The organism is Pseudomonas sp. ES3-33 (assembly GCF_000952175.1).
GTDB classification, from domain to species: domain Bacteria; phylum Pseudomonadota; class Gammaproteobacteria; order Pseudomonadales; family Pseudomonadaceae; genus Aquipseudomonas; species Aquipseudomonas gregormendelii.
The window spans coordinates 45,162-67,406 of record NZ_JZRI01000044.1 but is presented as its reverse complement, the minus strand read 5'-3'; the positions used below and the strand labels follow the sequence as shown (position 1 = coordinate 67,406).

19 protein-coding genes are annotated in these 22,245 nt (G+C 61.2%); 12 read left to right on the top strand and 7 right to left on the bottom strand.

What is annotated here, in order from left to right:
• The first annotated feature begins 36 nt into the window (after positions 1-36).
• Positions 37-690, top strand: a complete 654-nt coding sequence (locus tag UB23_RS05960; RefSeq protein WP_045058408.1) for an MliC family protein — start codon at positions 37-39, stop codon at positions 688-690.
• A 41-nt stretch (positions 691-731) separates the two neighbouring features.
• Positions 732-3,119 carry a DUF3772 domain-containing protein gene (locus tag UB23_RS05955; RefSeq protein ID WP_045058407.1) on the top strand — a complete coding sequence of 796 codons (2,388 nt, stop codon included), beginning with the start codon at positions 732-734 and terminating at the stop codon, positions 3,117-3,119.
• A 72-nt stretch (positions 3,120-3,191) separates the two neighbouring features.
• Here the strand turns inward: UB23_RS05955 and UB23_RS05950 are convergent, their stop codons facing one another.
• On the bottom strand, positions 3,192-4,115 hold the full coding sequence (locus tag UB23_RS05950; RefSeq protein WP_045058406.1) for a helix-turn-helix domain-containing protein: 924 nt from the start codon (positions 4,113-4,115) through the stop codon (positions 3,192-3,194).
• 162 nt (positions 4,116-4,277) lie between these two features.
• On the opposite strand from UB23_RS05950, the gene UB23_RS05945 reads away from it, so the two are divergent.
• The 7 genes from UB23_RS05945 to UB23_RS05915 all read left to right on the top strand — a co-directional run bounded on the left by UB23_RS05945 (position 4,278) and on the right by UB23_RS05915 (position 11,863).
• Positions 4,278-5,636, top strand: a complete 1,359-nt coding sequence (locus UB23_RS05945) for a glutamine synthetase family protein (protein WP_045058651.1) — start codon at positions 4,278-4,280, stop codon at positions 5,634-5,636.
• A gap of 174 nt (positions 5,637-5,810) precedes the next feature.
• Positions 5,811-6,899: a polyamine ABC transporter substrate-binding protein gene (locus UB23_RS05940; RefSeq protein WP_045058405.1), complete on the top strand. Its 1,089-nt coding sequence runs from the start codon at positions 5,811-5,813 to the stop codon at positions 6,897-6,899.
• Complete coding sequence (locus UB23_RS05935; protein ID WP_045058404.1) at positions 6,896-8,197, top strand: NAD(P)/FAD-dependent oxidoreductase; 1,302 nt, start codon at positions 6,896-6,898, stop codon at positions 8,195-8,197. The genes UB23_RS05940 and UB23_RS05935 overlap by 4 nt, the downstream gene beginning before the upstream one ends.
• 205 nt (positions 8,198-8,402) lie before the next feature.
• Positions 8,403-8,999 carry a paraquat-inducible protein A gene (locus UB23_RS05930; protein WP_045058403.1) on the top strand — a complete coding sequence of 199 codons (597 nt, stop codon included), beginning with the start codon at positions 8,403-8,405 and terminating at the stop codon, positions 8,997-8,999.
• Positions 8,996-9,652, top strand: coding sequence for a paraquat-inducible protein A (locus tag UB23_RS05925; RefSeq protein WP_045058402.1), 657 nt, complete (start codon positions 8,996-8,998; stop codon positions 9,650-9,652). Before UB23_RS05930 ends, UB23_RS05925 begins: the two co-directional genes overlap by 4 nt.
• Positions 9,633-11,288: a PqiB family protein gene (locus UB23_RS05920; RefSeq protein ID WP_045058401.1), complete on the top strand. Its 1,656-nt coding sequence runs from the start codon at positions 9,633-9,635 to the stop codon at positions 11,286-11,288. Before UB23_RS05925 ends, UB23_RS05920 begins: the two co-directional genes overlap by 20 nt.
• A 17-nt stretch (positions 11,289-11,305) precedes the next feature.
• Positions 11,306-11,863 (top strand): PqiC family protein, encoded by a 558-nt coding sequence (locus tag UB23_RS05915; RefSeq protein ID WP_045058400.1) that lies wholly within the window; start codon positions 11,306-11,308, stop codon positions 11,861-11,863.
• A 129-nt stretch (positions 11,864-11,992) separates the two neighbouring features.
• Here the strand turns inward: UB23_RS05915 and UB23_RS05910 are convergent, their stop codons facing one another.
• Complete coding sequence (locus UB23_RS05910) at positions 11,993-12,844, bottom strand: site-specific integrase (RefSeq protein ID WP_412548503.1); 852 nt, start codon at positions 12,842-12,844, stop codon at positions 11,993-11,995.
• Between the two features lie 427 nt (positions 12,845-13,271).
• Between UB23_RS05910 and UB23_RS05905 the strand changes: the two genes are divergently transcribed.
• From UB23_RS05905 to UB23_RS05895, 3 genes are all read left to right on the top strand, one after another.
• Positions 13,272-13,982: an HPP family protein gene (locus UB23_RS05905; protein ID WP_045058398.1), complete on the top strand. Its 711-nt coding sequence runs from the start codon at positions 13,272-13,274 to the stop codon at positions 13,980-13,982.
• Positions 13,983-14,124: 142 nt separating this feature from the next.
• Positions 14,125-15,231 carry an enoyl-CoA hydratase/isomerase family protein gene (locus UB23_RS05900; protein ID WP_045058397.1) on the top strand — a complete coding sequence of 369 codons (1,107 nt, stop codon included), beginning with the start codon at positions 14,125-14,127 and terminating at the stop codon, positions 15,229-15,231.
• Between the two features lie 3 nt (positions 15,232-15,234).
• Entirely contained in the window at positions 15,235-16,386 is a 1,152-nt protein-coding gene (locus UB23_RS05895; RefSeq protein WP_045058396.1) for an acyl-CoA dehydrogenase family protein, read from the top strand.
• An 86-nt stretch (positions 16,387-16,472) separates the two neighbouring features.
• Here UB23_RS05895 and UB23_RS05890 read toward each other — a convergent pair whose 3' ends face one another.
• The 5 genes from UB23_RS05890 to UB23_RS05870 form a co-directional block, all read right to left on the bottom strand.
• Positions 16,473-17,246: an enoyl-CoA hydratase gene (locus UB23_RS05890; RefSeq protein ID WP_045058395.1), complete on the bottom strand. Its 774-nt coding sequence runs from the start codon at positions 17,244-17,246 to the stop codon at positions 16,473-16,475.
• A 14-nt stretch (positions 17,247-17,260) separates the two neighbouring features.
• Positions 17,261-18,388, bottom strand: coding sequence for an acyl-CoA dehydrogenase (locus UB23_RS05885; protein WP_045058394.1), 1,128 nt, complete (start codon positions 18,386-18,388; stop codon positions 17,261-17,263).
• A 122-nt stretch (positions 18,389-18,510) separates the two neighbouring features.
• On the bottom strand, positions 18,511-19,704 hold the full coding sequence (locus tag UB23_RS05880) for an acetyl-CoA C-acyltransferase (RefSeq protein WP_045058393.1): 1,194 nt from the start codon (positions 19,702-19,704) through the stop codon (positions 18,511-18,513).
• An 11-nt stretch (positions 19,705-19,715) separates the two neighbouring features.
• Positions 19,716-20,477 (bottom strand): SDR family NAD(P)-dependent oxidoreductase, encoded by a 762-nt coding sequence (locus UB23_RS05875; protein ID WP_045058392.1) that lies wholly within the window; start codon positions 20,475-20,477, stop codon positions 19,716-19,718.
• Positions 20,478-20,493: 16 nt separating this feature from the next.
• Positions 20,494-22,158 carry an AMP-binding protein gene (locus UB23_RS05870; protein ID WP_045058391.1) on the bottom strand — a complete coding sequence of 555 codons (1,665 nt, stop codon included), beginning with the start codon at positions 22,156-22,158 and terminating at the stop codon, positions 20,494-20,496.
• Between the last annotated feature and the right edge of the window lie 87 nt (positions 22,159-22,245).

Sequence of the window (22,245 nt, the reverse complement as noted above, 5' to 3'; positions counted from 1 at the left end):
GTGGTGCTGCCGATCTCCGATTAAACTGGATCGATCATGAAAACGCTCACGGTTATCTGCACCTGTCTGCTTGCCGCCAGCGCGGCGACAAGCCTCTGCGCCAGGGCTGCCACCCCTGCCCCCCTGTTTAAAACCAGCTTCGATTGCGCCAGCGCGAGTGCACCGGTGGAAAAGCTGATCTGTCGTGACTCGCAACTGGCGCGAATGGACCGTGAACTGGACCGTCTCTACCGCCTGGCGCTCACGGACGAGCACTCGGTTCCGCCCCCGGGAAAAGTCAGCACCGACCAGCAAATCTGGACACTGACGCGCAATCAATGCTTCATCGAAGCGGATCCCAAGGCGTGTACGGTGAGCCGCTATGCCGAACGCGCCCATCAGTTGCGCCAGGGCTCTGCCATCGTCAGGACCAAGGACCCGGACCGGCTCACCGAAGGCCCGCTGGCGATTCGATGTGCGGGGCTTAATGCGCTGATCGCCGCTACCTGGTTCAACGCCGACCCCGGTGTGGTTTACCTGCGCTGGGCCAACTCGTCGATCACCCTGAGCCAGGAACCTGCGGGGACAGGTCGGCGCTACAGCGGCAAGGACAACACGGGTTACTTTAGTTTTTCGCAAACCGGTGATGATGTGCTATTCCAGAAGCCGGGCTCCGGGACACTGCGCTGCAAAATGGAGCCGACGGGGTGATGCACTATCTACTTCGGAAAGTCAGGGGGCGGGACGCGTGTATGGGTGATGCATTGAAGTGGCTGGTGTTGAGCGTAGTCATGCTGTTTCAAGCCAGCACCGCAGTGCTTTGGGCGGCGGAGGCGCCAAACCCGATCTCCGCAGTCCCGGGAGCGCCCTCATTTTCGGTGTCCCAAAGCGAGTTGCAGGACTTGCAGGTTCGCCTGGATCGCATCAAGCAGCAAGTCTCCCAGGCGAACAACCTGAGCCTGATGGTCGGCCTGCAGGATTCGGTGCAGCTGTATATCAATGACATCGACACCCTGCAGTCAACGCTGCTGCCCGAGCAGAAGCAGTTGCAGGCGCAACTGGACGTGCTGGGGCCGGTGTCGCCGGTCGAGGTCGGCGCAGAGAAGTCGGAAATCGCCATGCAACGCGCTGACCTGTCTGAGCAAAAGCGCCGGATCGACGCCAGCCTCACCACACTGGCAGCGCTCAGAGCCAGCGCCGCCGGGCTCATCCCGCAGATCGCCGGCATTCGCCGCAGCCTTCTGGAGAGCGAGGTCACCCTGCGCAGTGGCAGCATCCTGGGGCCGGAGTTCTGGTCGCCGTTGTTCAGCCCGCGCAAAGACGATCGCCAGCGCTTGAGCGAGTTCGTAGAGCAGGCCCAAGACGCCCTGGCAGTCGCCTGGCAACCGGGCAAACGTCTGGCTACCGTGTTGTTGGTGGTGCTGGCACTGGCAATCTGGAGCTGGGGCCGCAGGGTGGCTGATCGCGGACTGACCTGGCTGTGTATTCATCGCATGCCTGAAGGACGTTTGCGTCGCAGTTCGCTTGCCCTGGCTTCGGTGATCGCCACGGTGCTCGCTACCGCGCTGGCGATGCAGTTGCTGTTCTACGCACTCACCCGCCAGCTGCCGCTGACACCAATGCTGCAGAATTTCGCCGACGAGTTTGAAAAGCTGATTTATCTGTGCGTGATGATTACCGGGTTGAGCCGCGCGCTGTTGTCGACCGCGCATCCGTCGTGGCGGCTGCCGACCATCTCCGACTCCGTGGCCCACGCACTCGAACCCTTTCCGCGGATAGTGGCCTGCACCCTGCTGGTATTGGTGGGCCTGGCGCAAATCAGCAATGTCAGCGGCATGAGCGCCTCGGCCATATTGCTGGGGCGCGGGGTGATTGCCCTGGTCGTCACCGTGCTGTTTGCGATGCTGTTTCGCCGCGCCAACAAAGCCCGCAGGGCCGTAGTGGTGGCCGGCGACTCACCGGAGGCCAGTACCACGCTGGCCGGGCTGATTTATTCCGCTGCCACCGTGGCCATGATCATTTCGCTGTTCGCCCTGCTGATCGGTTACGTGTCCCTGGCACGCTTCATCACCTATGAACTGGTCTGGGGCTTCCTCGTCCTCTGCGGTTTCTACCTGCTCATCCAGCTGCTCAAGGACAGCTGTGAATACCTGTTCTCCGCCAAGAGCGCGAGCGGCAAGGCGCTCAAACAATTGCTCGGCATCGGTGACACTCGTCTCGAGCAAATTTCCATCGTGCTGTCCGGTGTGGGCCGCGCCGCGTTGCTGTTGCTGGCGATCATTTCCATGTTCGTCGGTGGCGTCGGAGTCACGCTGGGGCAATTATTCAGCCAGGTGGTGGCTATCCTCGGTGGCGACGGCTTGCGCAAACTCAATGTGGTTCCGGCTCATTTGCTCAACGCGGTGCTGGCGCTGCTGATCGGCATCTACCTGATCCGCTCGCTGCGCCGCTGGCTGGATAACGAGTTCCTGCCCAAGACCAATATGGATCCGGGCATGTGCGCGTCCCTCAGCACGCTATTTGCCAACATCGGCTACGCGCTGGTGATCCTGCTGACGCTGTCGTCCCTGGGTATCCAGTGGACCAACCTGGCGTGGATCGTCAGCGCCCTGTCGGTGGGCATCGGTTTCGGTTTGCAGGAGATCGTGAAGAACTTCGTTTCCGGCCTGATTCTGCTGACCGAGCGCCCGGTAAAGGTAGGCGACCTGATCAGTATCAGCGGGGTCGAAGGCGATATTCGCCGGATCAACGTGCGGGCCACGGAAATTCAGCTCAGCGACCGCTCCATCGTCATCGTCCCTAACTCGCAGCTAATCTCGCAGAACCTGCGCAATGTGACCCTGGGCGGCAGCGCGCAGGGGGTGGCCAGCCTGGAGCTGACCTTTCCGCTGGACATTGACCCCGAGCAAGTCAAGAACCTGCTGTACGACACCTACTGCGAGCACGAAACCATTCTCGACAAGCCTGCGCCGATGGTGCGCTTCAGCAAGCTCAGCCCCGAGGGCATCACGCTGACCGTCACGGGCTACGTCAGCAGCCCGAGGATCGTCGCCGCGACCAAGAGTGATCTGTTGTTCGAGATACTGAAGCGGTTAGGCGCGGCGGGAATCGCGTTGGCCACACCTGCGCCGACAGTCTGATTGGGATAAAGATACGCCTGCGAAAAACAGCGGGAGCGAGCGCCCTCGCCACAGGGATTGGCAGACACAGGATCATCCAGTTGCGCGGTGGTTTCGGCCACTGCGCTTGAGTGTCTCGCTTGGCAGTTCCTTGAACAACGCACGGTAGCTGCTGGAAAACCGCCCCAGATGCCAGAACGACCACTTCATCGCGACCTCGGCCACGGTAGTGTCCATGGGTCTGCACCCGAGCAGTTCGCGGTGCGCACTGTTCAGTCGGCGCAAGCGCAGCCAGTGGGTGGGCGTCATGCCGGTGTAGGCCTTGAACGCGTGCTGGACCTGGCGCAACGACACCCCGGCAACCTGGGCAAGTTGCAGCAGGTTGAGGGTTTCCTCCGGCGAGTCCGCTGCCCACTCACCAATGCGCTTCATCACCGCCCGTTCCTCGGTGCGGCGCTGCAGACCACCGTGATCCAGGCACACACTGGCATTGTCGAGCAGATAGAGGCAGTCCTCGAGCAACTGTTGGGTCAGGGCTTCCCTGCTGGGTGGATCGATTGTCTGTGTCAGCTGGGTCAAGGTGCTGCTGAGCCAGCGACTGAACAAGGCGTTCTGTCCTGAATTCAACGGCGCCAGGAACAGACCCTCGAGCCTGGCAACGTCCAGGCCGTGACGTCGCACGAAGTCCGGACCGAACACCACGGCGATTTCCTGGTAGTTCTCCGGGGTGATCCAGATGTTGCGGCTCTCGCCATTGAGCACATACAACGCGTTGTCACTGCGATCGAAACAGAACGCCAGCGCCCCCTGGGGCGCACTGAAATTCTGCTCGACCCGGGTGTTCATCTGCTCTTCGTAAATCTCCACGCCCTGCAGGTCCAGGTAACGCACGCGCCCGGCGAAATGCCCCGGTGACATCTGCTGGTATTGCTGCACCCACCCGGGCGTGGCGCGGATCTGTTCGGCCACATCTTCGGTGTTGAACGCTTGGACTTGTAACGGGCTGGACGCTGTCATGGGTGAACCTTACGCACTCGTTTGGTGCGTTTTGGTGCTGCTGAAAGTGGATAGATGGAACTGCAAGGCTCGCCCAAGATAGTCGTCAACGCGTCCCAGGGGAAGGGTGTGGTGGATGAAACCGCCCTCCCCGGCGTTAATAAAACCAATAACGAGGTCTGTATGAATGTCCCTTTCGATCAGCTGTTCACTTGGCTGAAAGATCACAAGATTACCGAAGTCGAGTGCGTCGTCAGCGATTTGACCGGCATTGCACGCGGCAAGATTGCACCCACCAACAAGTTCCTGCATGAGCGAGGCATGCGCCTGCCGGAAAGTGTGCTGTTGCAAACGGTGACCGGGGACTTTGTCGATGACGACATCTACTACGACCTGCTCGACCCGGCCGATATCGACATGGTCTGCAAGCCCGACGCCGACGCGGTGTACGTGGTGCCGTGGGCCATCGAGCCGACGGCTATCGTTATCCATGACACGTTCGACAAGTTCGGCAACCCCATTGAACTGTCACCGCGCAACGTCCTGAAAAAAGTCCTGCAGTTGTACACCGACAAAGGCTGGCGACCGATTGTTGCGCCGGAAATGGAGTTCTACCTGACCCAGCGCTGCGAAGACCCGGACTTGCCCCTCAAGGCACCACTGGGCCGTTCGGGCCGTGCGGAAAGTGGCCGGCAGTCGTTTTCCATCGACGCCGCCAATGAATTCGACCCGTTGTTCGAAGACGTCTACGACTGGTGTGAACTGCAAGGCCTTGACCTGGACACACTGATCCACGAAGACGGCCCGGCGCAGATGGAGATCAACTTCCGTCACGGCGACGCGCTGGACCTTGCCGACCAGATCACCGTATTCAAGCGCACGCTGCGCGAAGCGGCGCTCAAGCACAACGTGGCGGCAACCTTCATGGCCAAGCCCATCGGCGATGAGCCCGGCAGCGCCATGCACATTCACCAGAGCGTGGTGGACATCAGCACCGGCCAGCCGATTTTCGTCGACGCCGACGGCAAGATGAGCGAGCTGTTTTTAAACCACATTGGCGGCCTGCAGAAGTACATCCCCAAAGTGCTGCCGATGTTCGCGCCCAACGTCAATTCGTTCCGCCGCTTCCTGCCGGACACCTCGGCCCCGGTGAACGTCGAATGGGGCGAGGAGAACCGTACCGTCGGCCTGCGGGTACCGACCTCAAGCCCCGAGGCGATGCGCGTGGAGAACCGCCTGCCCGGCGCAGATGCCAACCCCTACCTGGCGATTGCCGCCAGCCTGTTGTGTGGTTACCTGGGCATGATCGAAGGCGTGCAGCCAAGCGCGGCGGTAGAGGGTCGCGCCTATGAGCGGCGCAACCTGCGCCTGCCGATCACCATCGAGGACGCCCTGACGCAAATGGAAGAGTGCCAGACCATCGAAAAGGTCCTGGGCAGCAAATTCGTGCGCGGGTATGTCGCGGTGAAGCGCGCCGAACACGAGAACTTCAAGCGGGTGATCAGTTCGTGGGAGCGTGAATTTCTGTTGTTCAGCGTTTAGGTATCAGGCGTCTGCGAAGGCCCCATCGCGACCAGGCTCGCTCCCTCAGGGGAATGCATGCCATTCGTTCCCACTTTGGAATGCCGTCAACTGTGGGAGTGAGCCTGCTCGCGATGAGCCACCAACAACACGACAGAAACACCTGAAAAATCCAATAACTCCAAGAGGTGTCGAATGCGTCTATTGAAATCCGTGGTCCCGGCAACGCTGGCCTTGCTGTTCAGCGCAGTGTCTCAGGCCCAGCCTACCGTCAGTGTCTACAACTGGACCGATTACATTGGCGAGACCACCCTGGTCGACTTCCAGGCGAAAAGCGGGATAAAAGTCATCTATGACGTCTTTGATTCCAACGAAACCCTCGAAGGCAAGCTGCTCGCCGGGCGGACCGGATACGACGTGGTGGTGCCGTCCAACCACTTCCTCGCCCGTCAGGTAAAAGCCGGCGCGTTCCTCAAGCTCGATCGCGCGCAATTGCCTAACTACAAGCACCTGGACCCCAAGCTCCTCGCCCTGCTGGAAAGCAACGACCGGGGTAACGAGCATTCGGTGCCGTACCTGTGGGGCACTAACGGCATCGGATACAACGTTGAAAAGGTCAAACAGGTGCTCGGCATCGACCGGATCGACTCCTGGGCCGTGATGTTCGAGCCGGAAAACCTGAAAAAACTCAGCCAGTGCGGCGTCTCGATGATGGATTCGGCGGACGAAGTGTTCCCCGCCATTCTCAATTACATGGGCATGGACCCGCGCAGTGAAAATCCCGAGGATTACAAGAAAGCCGAAGCCAAACTCCTGAGCATCCGCCCATACATCACGTATTTCCACTCGTCCAAGTATGTGTCCGACCTGGCCAATGGTGACATCTGCGTCGCCTTCGGCTATTCCGGCGACGTGTTCCAGGCCGCCAACCGCGCCAAGGAAGCCGGGAACGGGGTGAACATCGCCTACGCCATCCCCAAGGAAGGCAGCAACCTGTGGTTTGACCTGCTGGCGATTCCAGCCGACGCTAGCAACCCTAAAGAAGCCCATGCGTTCATCAATTACCTGCTCGACCCGCAAGTGATTGCCAAAGTCAGCGCCTCGGTCGGCTACGCCAACCCCAACCCTGACGCCAAACAATTCATGGACCCGGAGCTGGTAAACAACCCCGAGGTCTATCCTCCTCAGGCCGTCCTCGACAAGCTCTACATCTCGACTACCCCGCCCCAGGCGATCATGCGACTGATGACGCGTTCGTGGAGCAAAGTGAAGTCCAACAAATGAACCAGTACACTCAGGAACATGCGCACTCTTACTACGCCGCCACGGCCCGGGACCTGACGGCCTACCCGAGCCTGGCGACTGATCGGGTAGTTGACGTGTGTGTGATAGGCGGCGGTTTTACCGGGGTCAATACCGCGATCGAGCTGGCGCAGCGTGGGCTTTCGGTGATTCTGCTCGAAGCACGGCGGATTGGCTGGGGCGCCAGTGGGCGCAATGGTGGACAGTTGATCCGTGGGATCGGCCATGACGTCAGCGGGTTTGGCCGTTACATCGGGGCGGATGGCGTGCGTTATCTGGAGCACGCCGGCACAGCATCGGTCGAACTGGTGGGCCAGCGCATTCGCGAGCACGCCATTGATTGCGACTTGCGCTGGGGCTTTTGCGAACTGGCCAACACCCAGGCGCAGTTCGCCGCATTCAAGGCTGAGCAGCAGCAACTGCAGACGAGTGGATACGCCCATGAAACCCGCCTGGTGGGGCCGCAGCAGATCCGCCAGGAAGTGGTGGACTCCGGCGTGTATGCCGGCGGCCTGGTGGACATGGGCTCGGGGCACCTGCATCCGCTCAACCTGATCCTTGGCGAAGCACGCCTGGCTGCGTCCCTCGGGGTGCAGATCTTCGAGCAGAGTCCGGTGCTGGAGTTGATCCATGGCGATACGGTGCAGGTGCGTTGCGCGGGTGGCACGGTGCGTGCGGGCAGGCTGGTGCTGGCGTGCAACGCGCACCTGGATGAACTCGAGCCCAAACTCAGTGGCAAGGTGTTGCCCGCCGGCAGCTACATCATTGCGACCGAGCCGCTGACCGCGGATGCCGCCAGTGCATTGATCCCCCACAACCTGGCGTTGTGCGATCAGAAGGTCGGGCTGGATTATTACCGGCTTTCGGCCGACCGACGCTTGTTGTTTGGCGGTGCCTGTCATTATTCCGGCCGCGACCCGGCGGACATTGCCGCCTATATGCGCCCGCAGATGCTCAAGGTGTTCCCGCAACTGGCGGATGTGCGCATCGACTACCAATGGGGCGGCAAGATCGGCATCAGCGCCAATCGCTTCCCCCAGGTCGGTCGCTTGGGCCAGCACCCGAATGTCTACTATGCCCAGGGTTACTCCGGGCATGGGCTGAACGTGACCCACTGGTGCGCCAAGCTGCTGGGTGAAGCGATACATGCCGGACACAGCCAGGGCTTCGATGTATTCAGCGCCGTGCCGCACATGACCTTCCCCGGCGGCCCGATGCTGCGCTCGCCGCTGCTGGCGCTGGGGATGTTGTGGTATCGGGTGCGCGAAATCCTGGGCTAAATCCGCCCCCGCAGGAGCTGCCGAAGGCTGCGATCTTTTGACCTTGACCTAAATAAAGGCAAAGATCGCAGCCTTCGGCAGCTCCTACAGAGCTCATGCCTTCTGTCTTCTCATGGCTTTGATTCAATTTCGATTTGCTGATTCGCCACTCGCCTCTATATTGAGGAGGTGCTCTGCCTTCAAAGCCTCTTATTGAGCGCGACCCATGGCCTCGAACGACCAGTTGATCATCTGCGAGCATTGCGATTGCGTGTTTCAAAAAGCGACGCTCGCCAAACATCAGAAAACCCTGTGCTCACGTTGTGGCGGGGTGCTCCAGCGCTATAACGGCTTGACCATAGAGCAGCGCCTGGCGTTGAGCCTCACGGCGCTGGTGGTGTGGATCTTCACCAACTTCTACCCGGTAATGAGCATCAGCCTCAAGGGCTTGAAAAACAGTGCCACGCTCTGGGATTCGGTACTGGCCCTCAGCCAGGGCCCCATCACCTTCATCGCCATGGTCGCAGCCATCGCCATGATCATCGCCCCGATCTTTCAGCTGGTGCTGCTGATCTGGGTACTCGGTTTCGCCCTCTCCGGGCAACGCTGCCCCGGCTTCAAACCCTGCATGCGCTGGCTGGAAACCCTGCGCCCCTGGAGCATGCTCGAAGTCTGCCTGCTGGGGGCCATGGTCGCCGTGATCAAACTGGCAGGGTTGCTCGATGTATTGCCCGGCATCGGCCTGTTCGCCCTTGCCGTGCTCAGCCTGATGATGATCCGCATCGCCGGGCGCGACGTGCGTGATCTGTGGGACACCCTATGAGCCGACCGCCAGTGGCGCATGACCTCGACCTATGCCTCTGTCACAGTTGCGGCCTGGCGTGCGACATGACGCATGAACCCCATGAGTGCGAACGCTGTGACGCGCCCTTGCACCGACGCAAGACCAACTCGATCACCCGGACCTGGGCTTACCTGCTGACCTCGCTGGTGTTCTACATTCCCGCCAACCTGTTGCCGGTCATGAACACAAAGATGGTCGGCAATGGCGCCGACAGCACGATCATGAGTGGCGTGCTGGAGTTCTGGGAAGCGGGTGCCTGGGACATCGCCCTGATCATCTTCATCGCCAGCATCGCGGTGCCGGGCATCAAGTTCGTGGCCCTGACGCTGCTGCTGGTGACCGTCCAGCGCAACAGCCTGTGGGCACGCAGGGAGCGCTCGAAAATGTATCGCTTCGTCGAGGTGATCGGCTACTGGTCGATGCTCGACGTCATCGTCGTGGCGCTGGTCGCCGCCCTGGTGAAATTTCAGGCCCTGGCCGATATCGAGCCAAGGCCGGGTATTCTGTTTTTTGGCCTGGTGGTGGTGTTCACCATGCTGGCGGCGATGAGTTTCGACCCACGCCTGATCTGGAATGAATCGCGGGAAAAGCCGCATATCGAGGAGGTCATGGATGAAGTCGCAAGCCACTGACGGGCCCCAGGCCCCCGGCCAGGCCCCGATCAAGACCCGCAGGTTCAGCGTTTCCCTGGTGTGGATCGTGCCGATCGTTGCGGTACTGGTAGGTATTTCGCTGGTGGTGCACAGCATCCTGCAGCAAGGGCCGACCATCACCATCACGTTCAAGACGGGCGCCGGCCTCACCGCCAACAAGACCGAGGTCAAGTACCGCAACGTGGTGATCGGCCATGTCTCGGAAGTCGAACTCAGTGACGACCAGAAAAGTGTCAATGCCACGATAAAACTGGCCAAGCAGGCGGAAAGCTTTACCCGTGAAGACTCGAAGTTCTGGGTCGTGCGCCCGCGCATCGGGGCTGGCGGTGTGTCGGGTATCGACACCCTGCTGTCCGGCGATTACATCGGCGCTGATATCGGCCAGGCCAACACCCGGGCGAAGCGCTTCCAGGGCATGGAAAACCCGCCGCCGATCACCTACGGCGAACCGGGCAAGCGCTTTACCCTGCACACCCAGGACCTGGGCTCGCTGGACATCGGCTCGCCTGTCTACTACCGCAAGATCCCGGTCGGCCAGGTGGTGGCCTACGCCCTGGACCCCGATGGCAAAGGGGTGAACATCGACGTGTTCGTCCACTCGCCCAATGATGCCTATGTCACACAAAACACCCGGTTCTGGAACGCCAGCGGCATTGATGTAAGTGTCGGCGCCAACGGCTTTGCGCTCAAGACCGAGTCGTTGTCCTCGATACTGGTCGGCGGCATCGCCTTTCGCGCCCCTGAGTACAGCCCTGACGACAAACCCGCGGCAGAAGAATATGCCTACGAGCTGTTCCCTGACCAGCAGACCGCCCTCGCCCCGCCCAATGGCAAGGCGCAGTACCTGAGCCTGCGTTTCGATCAGGCGCTGCGTGGGCTGAAGGTCGGCGCCCCGGTGGAGTTCCTCGGTACGGAGTTCGGCAGAGTCGTTTCGGTCAACCTCGATTTCGATGCGCAGAAGCGCAGCTTTCCGGTGAATGTCGGCATCGTCATCTACCCGCAACGCCTCGGCACGGCGCATACCAAGATTCAAAAGGTGTTGAATCACGACTCCAACGACGAGGCCGCCGGTGTGCGCCTGATGGGCTCCTTCGTCGAGAACGGCCTGCGCGCCCAGGCCCGCAGTGGCAACCTGTTGACAGGACAGCTGTACATTGCGCTGGACTTCTATCCCAAGGCGCCAAAGGTCGCGTTCGATGCGACTGCCCGCCCCGTCAGCATTCCAACCATTCCGGGCAGCCTGGAGGAGATTCAGGGCAAACTGGAGGCGATGGTCGACAAGATCAACAAACTGCCGATCGAACGAATCGCCAACAACCTCGATGCCAATCTGGTCGAGCTGCGCAAGGGCCTGACCCAGTTCAATGCCAAGACGTTGCCCGGCGTCCAGAGCACCCTGGCCGACGTCAGCAAGACCTTGCAGTCGGCCAACTCGACATTGGCCGAGGACTCGCCGCAACGTGAGCAACTGTCCGAAACCCTGGACGATCTGGGCCGTACCTCGCGTTCCTTGCGCGACCTGGCGGATTACCTGGGACGCCACCCCGAATCGCTGATTCGCGGACGCCCCAATAATGCCGCGCCTATCGACCTGCAAGGGCCGCCGAGCAAATGACCACAGGAGCATCACCCATGGCTTTTCCGCTGAAGATCACCCTGCTCGCCGCGCTGTCATTGCTCGCCGCCTGCCGCAGTGATCCGATTCAGTTCCATACGTTGACCCCGGCGCAGTTGAACGCGAATTCGCAGTCCACGGCGCAGATCCAGATCGAATCACTCACGGTGCCGCCCCAGGTCGATCGTCCGCAGATCGTCGTGCGCCAGGGCAATACCGGGATCGCGATTCTTGAAACCCAATGGTGGGGCGCCAGCCTGGTGGATGAGTTACGCAGCGCGCTGGTCGACCAGATGGTCAACAGCAACCCCAGGCGCAATATCTCGGTGCGCCTTGAGGTGCAGCGGTTCGACTCGATTCCGGGTCAATATGGGCTGATCGACGTAAAATGGCGCCTGCGCGACGCAGGCGCCACTGAAAAGGGCACCCTCACCTGCCGCAGCACCTTGAAGACCCCTTCCGGGCCTTCGATTGACGACCTGGTTGATGCGCAGCAGAACAACGTCAAGCGTCTGGCCGCGCTGATCAGCCAGGCGGCAGGCAATCCGCAAACCACCTGCCCCACCAGCCTGTAAACACTGACAAATCCTGCGCCGGGCGTTGCCCCCACTGTATGTTCGGCACTGTTCAAGCGGGATATCAGGCTGCCAGGGCCATCGTTCAGGTGCACCCACTGTAGGAGCGAGCTCGCTCCTACAACGGCATCACAAATCGAAACGATCCACCGCCCGCCGCCGCTCGTTGTCGTCACGCACATCGTAGTTGGCGGTCGTCTGGATATTGCTGTGGTGCGCCAGCTTCTGCGCGATCGACAGGTCGTGCTCCTCGATCACCCGGGTGATGAACGACCGCCGAAAATCGTGGGGCATGATCTTCACGCCGACCTGCGCGCCACGCTGGCGGGCAATGTAATAGATCGCATGTTTGGTGATGCGCTCGCGCGTGATGTGGCTGCCTCGACGAATGCGGTTGAACAGGAACGGGTCATCCACCTCCCCCTCCTTGAGCTGCGAGCGGCGCAGTTCGAGCCAGGCGTCGAGCTTGGCAAAGGCCCAGGTGGGCGCATATTTGATCAACTGCTTGTTGCCCTTGCCCGTCACTCGCAGGCTGCGCTCGGCAAAATCCAACTGACTGAGGTCCAGGTTGACCGACTCCGACTTGCGCATCCCCGAGCCATACAGAATTGCAATGATAGCGGCGTCGCGCAGCCCCTGTGGCCTGGGGTCGGCGGCACACACCGCCATCAGTTCCTGGATCAGCGAACGGCGCAGGTTGCGCCCCTGGGACAGCCGCGTGCCGGCGATGCCCTTGACCGAGCGCATCTTCAACAGGTGTTCCTGGCTGATCAGGCTCATGCGCCAGGCTTCATTCATTACCCCGCGCACGGCGTTGACGTACAGCGATGAGGTGTTGGGCGCATAACCGTCCTCGCGCAGCGCTGCAACCAGCGCAACGACATCCTCTGGCTGTAATTGATGCCAGGGAATTTCCTCGACGTTCATGTCTTCGAAACCCAGGCGATCGGCGGCATCCTGCAGGACATAACGCATCGTCATTTGGCTGGAGGGTGCCAATCGCGCCAGGTAGACAGTGAGCGGATTAGCCTTGGAAGCGGGTAAGTCAGTCAAACGAAACGGCCTTGATTGAAATCGGTGTCATGGAGCAAAAAACAGCAATCGGCTGCCTTGCGGTGGTCAGGTGCGGGACGAATCACAAGCTCCATCATCTGACGTGCCCCGGTGGGGCTCCCAACCCTGCCGGCCGGGGCTGCAAAAGTCAAATCAGCTGTCATTTAAAAATCGCAACGCTCCAATTAAACTCATAATTAATGCATTCAACCTGCATTAATATGAATTTGTCAGTGACCGTATAGCGAGGCAAACTGTGCGCGTTCCTCCCCCAACAGAGGGAACACTTTCAAGGGCTTACTGGGTTTCCAGCCGAGCCTTTTTTTTCGCCTGCTTTTCACGGATCGTTTAATTCATGCTTGCTCGCTGGTTACCTGCCGCCATCAACACTCGCCCCACTGAATGGAGCCGCGCCGCGATTGGCATGGCCATAGGTACGATGTTCACCGTCTGGCTGTGCAGCCAGGTATTCGGCGTCGAAGTGGCCCAACACCTTATCGGGCCGCTGGGGGCTTCGGCCGTGCTGCTGTTTGCCGTGTCATCCGGTGCCCTCGCCCAACCCTGGGCGATCCTGGGCGGCTACCTGAGTGCTGCAGTGGTAGCTCTGCTGGTAGCGCACGTGCTCGGTCGCACGTTGACCAGCGCATGCCTGGCGGCGGGTGTTGCGCTGATCCTGATGTGCTGGCTGCGTTGCCTGCACCCGCCAGCCGGCGCCTTGGCCCTGACCCTGGTGCTGGCCGACCCTGCGACCATCGCCCTTGACTGGCAAGCTCTGGGGCCCGTCATGCTCGGGGCTGCCACCCTGTTGTTATGTGCCCTGCTCTACAACAACCTGACGCGCATCCGTTATCCCAAACGTGCAGGCGAGCCCCCGGTGGCAGTGACCGCCGGTCCCGCCGTGGTCGACAGCCAAGGCATCACCGCCCAGGATTTGAAGCTGGCCCTGGCAGACCTGGAGGCCTTCTACGACGTCACGCCCGAAGACCTCGAGCAATTGATCCATGCCAGTGAAGTGCACGCCCGGCGGCGTAGCATTGGCGACGTGTTCACTGAACGGTCCGCGTAGTCAGATTCCGCTCGCTGCATGCATATCTGCAGACTGGACCTGCAGATATCCCGGTTGTACATCACAAATTTGCACTGGTACGATCCTTGATCGCTCGCGTGCGAGCTTCTCTATAAAGAACAATAAAAGCAGGGAGTTAGTGATGACTGCTCAGGTTTCTTCTCCGGGGACTCAGTCCATGGATGCCACGCACAACGACGTGCTGGCCGAAGTACGCAACCACATTGGTCACCTTACCCTCAATCGTCCCGCCGGTCTCAATGCCCTCACTCTCGACATGGTGCGTAACCTGCAGCGCCAGCTCGACGCCTGGGCGCAGGATTCGACGGTACACGCCGTCGTATTGCGCGGCGCCGGAGAAAAAGCCTTCTGTGCCGGTGGTGACATCCGCTCGCTGTACGACAGCTTCAAGAACGGCGACTCGCTGCACCAGGATTTCTTCGTCGAGGAATATGCCCTGGACCTCGCCATTCACCACTACCGCAAACCGGTGCTGGCGCTGATGGACGGATTTGTCCTGGGCGGCGGCATGGGCCTGGTGCAAGGTGCCGACCTGCGGGTGGTCACGGAAAAAAGCCGCCTGGCGATGCCGGAAGTGGGCATAGGCTATTTCCCGGACGTCGGTGGCAGCTACTTCCTGCCTCGCGTGCCCGGCGAGCTGGGGATCTACCTGGGCGTCACCGGCGTGCAGATTCGCGCAGCCGATGCTCTCTACTGCGGGCTGGCCGACTGGTACCTGGACAGCAATAAAATCGCCATCCTGGACGAGCAGCTTGATCAGATGGCATGGCACGACACCGCGCTCAAGGACCTGCAGGGCGTACTGGCCCGGCTCGCGGTGCAGCAACTGCCCGAGGCACCGTTCATTGCGCTGCGCCCGGCCATCGATCACTTCTTCGCCTTGCCCGACGTGCCGAGTATGGTTGAGCAACTGCGTGCAGTCACGGTGGCTGACAGCCACGACTGGGCGCTGGCGACTGCTGACCTGCTGGAGACGCGCTCGCCGCTGGCCATGGGGGTCACCCTGGAAATGCTGCGCCGTGGTCGCCACCTGAGTCTGGAAGACTGTTTTGCCCTTGAACTGCACCTGGACCGCCAGTGGTTCGAGCGTGGTGACCTGATCGAGGGCGTGCGCGCCTTGCTGATCGACAAAGACAAGACGCCACGCTGGAACCCGCCCACCTTGCAGGCGCTGGGCGCCGGGCATGTGGAGAGTTTCTTTGAAGGCTTCGATCGGAGCGGGAGCTGAGCCATGCACGATATCGAATTGAGCGAAGAGCAAGTGATGATCCGCGACATGGCCCGGGATTTCGCCCGGGGTGAAATCGCGCCTCATGCCCAGGCCTGGGAAAAGGCCGGCTGGATTGATGACGCCCTGGTGGCGAAGATGGGCGAGCTCGGCCTGCTGGGCATGGTGGTACCCGAGGAATGGGGCGGCACCTATGTCGACTACGTGGCCTATGCGCTGGCGGTGGAGGAAATTTCCGCAGGTGACGGCGCCACCGGCGCCCTGATGAGCATCCACAATTCCGTCGGTTGCGGGCCCGTGCTGAACTTCGGCACCGAAGAACAGAAACAGGCCTGGCTGCCGGACCTGGCCAGCGGCAAAGCCATTGGCTGCTTCTGCCTGACCGAACCCCAGGCCGGTTCCGAAGCACACAACTTGCGCACCCGCGCGGAACTGCGCGATGGCCAGTGGGTGATCAACGGCGCCAAGCAATTTGTCAGCAATGGCAAGCGCGCCAAATTGGCCATCGTGTTCGCCGTGACCGACCCGGACCTGGGCAAACGCGGAATTTCCGCCTTCCTGGTGCCGACTGATACCGCCGGTTTCATCGTAGATCGCACCGAACACAAGATGGGCATTCGCGCATCCGATACCTGCGCAGTCACCCTGAACAATTGCACCATCCCCGAAGCCAATCTGCTGGGTCAACGCGGCAAGGGCCTGGCCATCGCCCTGTCCAACCTTGAAGGTGGACGCATCGGCATCGCCGCCCAGGCGCTGGGCATCGCCCGCGCGGCATTTGAAGCAGCCTTGGACTATGCCCGTGGTCGGGTGCAGTTCGACAAGCCGATCATTGAGCACCAGAGCATTGCCAATCTGCTCGCCGACATGCACACCCGGCTGAACGCGGCGCGCCTGTTGATCCTGCACGCGGCGCGCCTGCGCAGCGCCGGCAAGCCTTGCCTGTCGGAGGCGTCACAAGCCAAGCTGTTCGCGTCGGAAATGGCCGAGAAGGTCTGCTCTTCGGCGATACAGATTCATGGTGGGTATGGCTACCTGGAAGACTACCCGGTGGAGCGCTACTACCGCGATGCGCGGATCACGCAGATCTATGAGGGGTCGAGCGAGATTCAGCGGATGGTGATCGCCCGAGAATTGAAGAACTATCTGGTTTAGGGCCTGCAAGCACTGCGGGCAAGCCTTGCTCCCACAGTCACTGATAACCTGTAGGAGCAAGGCTCGCCCGCGATAGCCTTACGCGATTACTGGCCCTGGAACTGCGCCTCACGCTTGGCAATAAACGCCGCCATCCCTTCCTTCTGATCCTGCGTCGCGAACGCCGCATGGAATACACGACGCTCAAAGCGCACGCCCTCAGACAGGCTGACTTCGAACGCGCGGTTGACGCTTTCCTTGACCATCATCGCAATCGGCAGGGATTTAGCGGCGATCAACGCGGCGACTTTCAATGCCTCGGCCAGCAACTCATCCGCCGGCACGATGCGCGCCACGATGCCACAGCGCTCTGCTTCCACGGCGTCGATCAAACGTCCGCTCAGGCACATTTCCATGGCCTTGGCCTTCCCGACTGCGCGGGTCAGGCGCTGGGTGCCGCCCATGCCCGGGAGCACACCGAGGTTGATTTCCGGTTGGCCGAACCGGGCATTGTCGCCCGCCAGAATGAAGTCGCACATCAGTGCCAGTTCACAACCGCCACCCAAGGCAAAACCGTTCACCGCAGCAATGATGGGCTTGCGGCGATTGGCCACGCGGTCGCTGTCGCTGAACAGATCGTCGAGGTAGATCTGCGGATACGTCAGCTCGGCCATTTCCTTGATGTCGGCGCCGGCCGCGAAGGCTTTTTTTGAACCGGTGAGCACGATGCAGCCGATGTTCGAGTCAGCTTCCAGGCCATCGAGCGCCTGGTTCAGTTCGCTGACGATCTGCGCATTCAATGCGTTTAACGCCTGGGGCCGGTTCAGGGTGATCAGGCCAACACGACCGTGGATTTCCAGCAAAATCGTTTCGTAGTTCACAAATGGACTCCTGTTCAAAGGTTGCGCGAGATAACCATGCGTTGAATGTCGCTGGTGCCTTCGTAGATCTGGCACACCCGCACGTCGCGGTAGATGCGCTCCAGCGGGAAGTCGTTCAGGTAACCGTAGCCGCCCAGGGTTTGCAAGGCCGCAGAACAGACTTTTTCAGCCATTTCCGAGGCAAACAACTTGGCCATCGAGGCTTCGACCAGGGCGGGCTTGCCGCTGTCACGCAAAGCCGCTGCGTAGTGCACCATCTGCCGGGCAACGGCAATCTGGGTCGCCATGTCGGCGAGGCGGAACGCGACGGCCTGATGTTCGATGATCGGCTTGCCGAAACTTTCCCGCTCCCTTGCGTAGTCCCGGGCTGCTTCGAACGCGGCTCGGGCCATGCCCACCGATTGCGAAGCAATGCCGACACGACCGCCTTCGAGGTTGGCCAGGGCGATTTTGTAGCCTTCACCCTCCTCGCCCAAACGGTTGGCCACTGGCACCTTCACGTCTTCGAAGAGAATCTGGCAGGTGTCGGAGGCGTGCTGGCCGAGCTTGTCTTCGACCCGCGCGACTTTGTAGCCCGGTGAATCGGTGGGGACGATCAGGGCGGTGATCCCGCGCTTGCCTGCGCTCGGGTCCGTCACGGCAAACACGATCACCACGCCGGCATTCTGCCCGGAGGTGATGAACTGTTTGCAGCCGTTGAGCACGTAGTGGTCGCCTTCCAGGCGGGCACGTGTTCTCAGGCCACTGGCATCGGAACCGGCCTGGGGTTCGGTGAGGGCAAAAGCGCCGAGCATGTCGCCCCTGGCCAGGGGTTTGAGAAAGCGTTCTTTCTGCTCATCGGTGCCGTAATTGAGGATCGGCACGCAGCCCACCGAGTTGTGCACGCTCATGATGGTCGAGCACGCACCGTCACCGGCCGCGATCTCTTCCAGGGCCATGGCGTAGGCCAGGTAACCGGTGTCGCAGCCGCCCCATTTCTCCGGCACGAGCATGCCGAAGAAGCCCAGTTCGGCCATTTCGCCGATGGCTTCGGTGGGAAAACGATGCAGGCGGTCCCACTCGGCAGCGAACGGTTTCAGCCGTTCCTGGGCAAACTGCCGTGCCGCGTCGCTGATCTGGGATTGTTCGTCATTGGGAATCATGCCAAATCCTTGAATATGAAATACCCCGTATAGGAGCTGCCGCAGGCTGCGATCTTTTAATGATGATCTTCAAGGTCAAAAGATCGCAGCGTGCGGCAGCTCCTACAGGGGGTGTGCGGGTTTTAGTACAGGCATTCCACAGCCATCGCCGTGGCTTCACCGCCGCCGATGCAGATAGCTGCAACGCCGCGCTTCAAGCCTTTCTGGCGCAGCGCCGAGAGCAGGGTCACCAGGATCCGCGCGCCGGATGCGCCAATTGGATGGCCCAGTGCGCAAGCCCCGCCGTGCACGTTGACTTTTTCATGGGGGATTTCCAGTTTGGCCATGGTCACCAGGCTGACCACCGCAAACGCTTCGTTGACTTCAAACAGATCGACCTGGTCCAGGGACCAACCCGTCTTTTTCATCAACTTGCGGATCGCGCCCACCGGGGCGACCGGGAACAGGCCTGGGGTATCGGCAAAGGCAGCATGCCCGTGAATCACTGCCAGCGGCTTGATCCCCTGTTTTTCGGCAGCGGAGCGGCGCATCAACACCAGGGCCGCAGCGCCGTCGGAGATCGAGCTGGAGTTGGCCGCAGTCACGGTGCCACCGTCGCGGAACGCCGGCTTGAGTGAAGCAATCTTGTCCAGTTTGGCTTTCGGCGGCTGTTCGTCGTTACTGATTAGCACCTGTTCCTTGCCGACGGTAATGGTAAGCGGGACGATCTCGTCCTTGAAACTGCCGTCCTTGATCGCCTGCTGTGCACGGGTGGTCGAGGCAATGGCAAAGGCATCCTGGGCTTCTCGGCTGAAATCGTTGGTCTCGGCGCAGTCTTCGGCGAAGGTGCCCATCAGGCGTCCCTTGTCGTAGGCGTCTTCAAGCCCGTCGAGAAACATGTGGTCCATCACGCGACCGTGACCCATGCGGTAACCGCTGCGTGCGCGGTCCAGCAGGTACGGCGCGTTGGACATGCTCTCCATGCCTCCGGCGACGACCACCTCGGCACTGCCGGCGACGAGCATGTCGTGGGCCAGCATCGTCGCTTCCATACCCGAGCCGCACATTTTGTTCAGCGTGGTGCAGCGGGTTGATTTGTCCAGCCCGGCACCCAGCGCGGCCTGGCGCGCCGGGGCCTGGCCAAGGCCTGCGGAGAGGACGCAGCCGAACAGCACTTCCTCGACCAGAGCAGGGGCGATGCCGGCGCGTTCGACGGCGGCGCTGATCGCGGCAGCACCCAGTTGCGGTGCGGTGAGACTTTTCAGTTCGCCCTGGAACCCGCCCATGGGGGTGCGCACGGCGCTGACAATAACAATCGGATCGTTGGCAATAGTCATGACGAATTCTCCTACCTGGCGGCCATGCGCAAGGCACCGTCGAGACGGATCACCTCGCCATTAAGCATGCTGTTTTCAATGATATGCCTTACCAGCGCGGCATACTCGTCCGGTTTCCCGAGCCTGGGTGGAAACGGCACGCCAGCCGCCAGGGACGCGCGTACTTCAGGCGTCATGCCGGCCATCATCGGCGTCTCGAAAATGCCCGGGGCAATGGTCATCACGCGGATGCCAAAGCGCGCCAGCTCGCGAGCGGCGGGCAAGGTCAGGCTGACGATAGCGCCCTTGGACGCTGCGTAAGCCGCCTGGCCGATCTGGCCGTCGTAGGCAGCGGCCGACGCAGTATTGATGATCACCCCGCGCTCGCCGTCGCTATCCGCTTCAGTCTCGGCAATCGCCGCTGCCGCCAGGCGCAGCATATTGAAGCTGCCGATCAGGTTGACATTGATCACCTGGCTGAAGCTGGCCAGCGCATGCGGGCCGGTCTTGCCGAGGATTTTTTCGCCGCGCACGATACCGGCGCAGTTGACCAGGCCATTGAGGCCGCCGAAGGCTTTCACCGTGGCTTGCACTGCGGCTTCGGCGGCGGCCTCATCACTGATGTCGGCGACCACACTCTGCGCGCCAAGGCGCTGGGCCTGAGCGGCGACGGCGTCGGCGTTCATGTCTACCAGCATCACTTTGGCACCGGCGGCCACCAGCATTTCAGCGGTGGCGGCACCGAGCCCGGACGCACCGCCGGTGACGAGAAAAACCTTGTTTTCGATCTGCATCACAGTTTCCTTGGATTCAAGCTGAAACGTTCTTCGCGGCGGCCTCTTGAGCCTTGGCGATTTCCTGGTTGCGCAAGATAAAGCGCTGCAATTTGCCGCTTGGGGTTTTCGGCAATTCGCTGACAAATTCGATTTCACGGGGGTAAGAATGCGCGGCCAGTCGCTTGCGCACGTGCTGGCGCAGTTCTTCGGCAAGCGCCGGGTCGGCGCGGTATTGCGCACTGAGTACAACGAAGGCTTTGACCAGCTCGGTGCGCTCCGGATCAGGCTTGCCGACCACCGCCGCCTCGACCACGGCCGGGTGCTCGATCAGCGCGCTTTCCACGTCGAACGGCCCGACCCGGTAGCCGGAGGTGGTGATCACGTCGTCACTGCGCCCGACGAAGCTGATGCTGCCATCGGGGTTCCACTCGACGGTGTCGCCGCTCAGGTAGTAGTTGCCGACGAACGCTTTGGTGGGCGCGCCTTCGTAACCGGCGAACCAGCACATCGGTGACTGGCTGCGATCGATGGCCAGGATGCCCGGCTGACCGACGCTCAGTTCCTGGCAGGCTTCATCCAGCACCACAATGCGGTGGCCGGGCGAGGCAAAGCCGGCGGCGCCCATGTGAATCGCGTGTTCCAGGCCGTGGTGATTGCACAGCACCATGCCCAGTTCGGTCTGGCCATAATGGTCGTGGATGACCACGTTCAGGTTGTCGGCGAACCAGCGGATCACTTCCGGGTTCAGCGGTTCACCGGCACTGCTGACAATGCGCAACCTGCCTTTGATGGACCGGGCGAACTCGTCGCCGCCGGCGATCAGCAGTCGGTAGGCCGTTGGCGAGCCCGTGAGGTTGGTGATTCCATATTTGTTGATGACCCGGCAGGTACTTTCGAGGGTGAACGGGCCGTCGTAAAAGGTAATCGGATGCCCCATCGCCAGTGGCCCGGTCACGCCGAAATAGATGCCGTAGGCCCAGCCGGGATCGGCGACGTTCCAGAATGCATCTTCGGGGCGCAAGTCGACCGCATCGCGGGTGTAACTCTGGAACGCGACGATGGCCTTCAGGGGCACGGACAGGGCTTTAGACGGGCCGGTGGTGCCAGAGGTGAACATCAGCAGGAAAGGGTCTTCGCCAGTGAGCAGCAACGGTTCGCAGACAGCAGGGTAATTGGCCAGCTCAGCCCAGAAGCTGAAATCGCCACGAACAATGCCCTGGCCTTTTGGTCCTGCGACGGTAACGATGGTCGGGCAGTTCTCGACGTCGGCGAGCTTGCTGCGATTACCCGCATCGGTCACCACCACCTTGGCACCGGAACTGCCCAGACGGTGCTCGATGGCCTTGGGGCCGAAGGCGGTGAACAGTGGTTGATAGACCGCACCGATGCGCCAGGTCGCGAACACCGTGACCAGCAGTTCGATATTGCGAGGGAGCAAGCCGGCAACCTTGTCGCCTTTGCGCACGCCCTGCTCCAGCAGGAAATTGGCGAAACGCGCGGCTTTGTCCTGCAAGTCGCTAAACGTATAAGTCGCGCTCGAACCGTCGCGCCCCTCCCAGAACAGCGCAATGCGCCCGGGCAGTGCGTGCCGGTCGCAACACTCGACGCAGGCATTGAGCGCCGTGAGGTCGCCGGCCAGTGCGGCATCGACGGTGTGCTGATAATCGAACTGTGAAGTGGCAGTCAGGTAGTCGTGCATTGCCAGAATCCCTCTGTATTTTTATTAGGTTGGGGGGAACCGTAATCAACAGGAGAAATAGTCGCTCTGTGCGCCGGGCGGGACAAT

Bases quoted from the DNA above. Each gene is read 5' to 3' on its own strand.
- UB23_RS05960 (WP_045058408.1), top strand. From the start codon at position 37: ATGAAAACGCTCACGGTTATCTGCACCTGTCTGCTTGCCGCCAGCGCG.
- UB23_RS05955 (WP_045058407.1), top strand. From the start codon at position 732: ATGGGTGATGCATTGAAGTGGCTGGTGTTGAGCGTAGTCATGCTGTTT.
- UB23_RS05950 (WP_045058406.1), bottom strand. From the start codon at position 4,115: ATGACAGCGTCCAGCCCGTTACAAGTCCAAGCGTTCAACACCGAAGAT.
- UB23_RS05945 (WP_045058651.1), top strand. From the start codon at position 4,278: ATGAATGTCCCTTTCGATCAGCTGTTCACTTGGCTGAAAGATCACAAG.
- UB23_RS05940 (WP_045058405.1), top strand. From the start codon at position 5,811: ATGCGTCTATTGAAATCCGTGGTCCCGGCAACGCTGGCCTTGCTGTTC.
- UB23_RS05935 (WP_045058404.1), top strand. From the start codon at position 6,896: ATGAACCAGTACACTCAGGAACATGCGCACTCTTACTACGCCGCCACG.
- UB23_RS05930 (WP_045058403.1), top strand. From the start codon at position 8,403: ATGGCCTCGAACGACCAGTTGATCATCTGCGAGCATTGCGATTGCGTG.
- UB23_RS05925 (WP_045058402.1), top strand. From the start codon at position 8,996: ATGAGCCGACCGCCAGTGGCGCATGACCTCGACCTATGCCTCTGTCAC.
- UB23_RS05920 (WP_045058401.1), top strand. From the start codon at position 9,633: ATGAAGTCGCAAGCCACTGACGGGCCCCAGGCCCCCGGCCAGGCCCCG.
- UB23_RS05915 (WP_045058400.1), top strand. From the start codon at position 11,306: ATGGCTTTTCCGCTGAAGATCACCCTGCTCGCCGCGCTGTCATTGCTC.
- UB23_RS05910 (WP_412548503.1), bottom strand. From the start codon at position 12,844: ATGACGATGCGTTATGTCCTGCAGGATGCCGCCGATCGCCTGGGTTTC.
- UB23_RS05905 (WP_045058398.1), top strand. From the start codon at position 13,272: ATGCTTGCTCGCTGGTTACCTGCCGCCATCAACACTCGCCCCACTGAA.
- UB23_RS05900 (WP_045058397.1), top strand. From the start codon at position 14,125: ATGACTGCTCAGGTTTCTTCTCCGGGGACTCAGTCCATGGATGCCACG.
- UB23_RS05895 (WP_045058396.1), top strand. From the start codon at position 15,235: ATGCACGATATCGAATTGAGCGAAGAGCAAGTGATGATCCGCGACATG.
- UB23_RS05885 (WP_045058394.1), bottom strand. From the start codon at position 18,388: ATGATTCCCAATGACGAACAATCCCAGATCAGCGACGCGGCACGGCAG.
- UB23_RS05880 (WP_045058393.1), bottom strand. From the start codon at position 19,704: ATGACTATTGCCAACGATCCGATTGTTATTGTCAGCGCCGTGCGCACC.
- UB23_RS05875 (WP_045058392.1), bottom strand. From the start codon at position 20,477: ATGCAGATCGAAAACAAGGTTTTTCTCGTCACCGGCGGTGCGTCCGGG.
- UB23_RS05870 (WP_045058391.1), bottom strand. From the start codon at position 22,158: ATGCACGACTACCTGACTGCCACTTCACAGTTCGATTATCAGCACACC.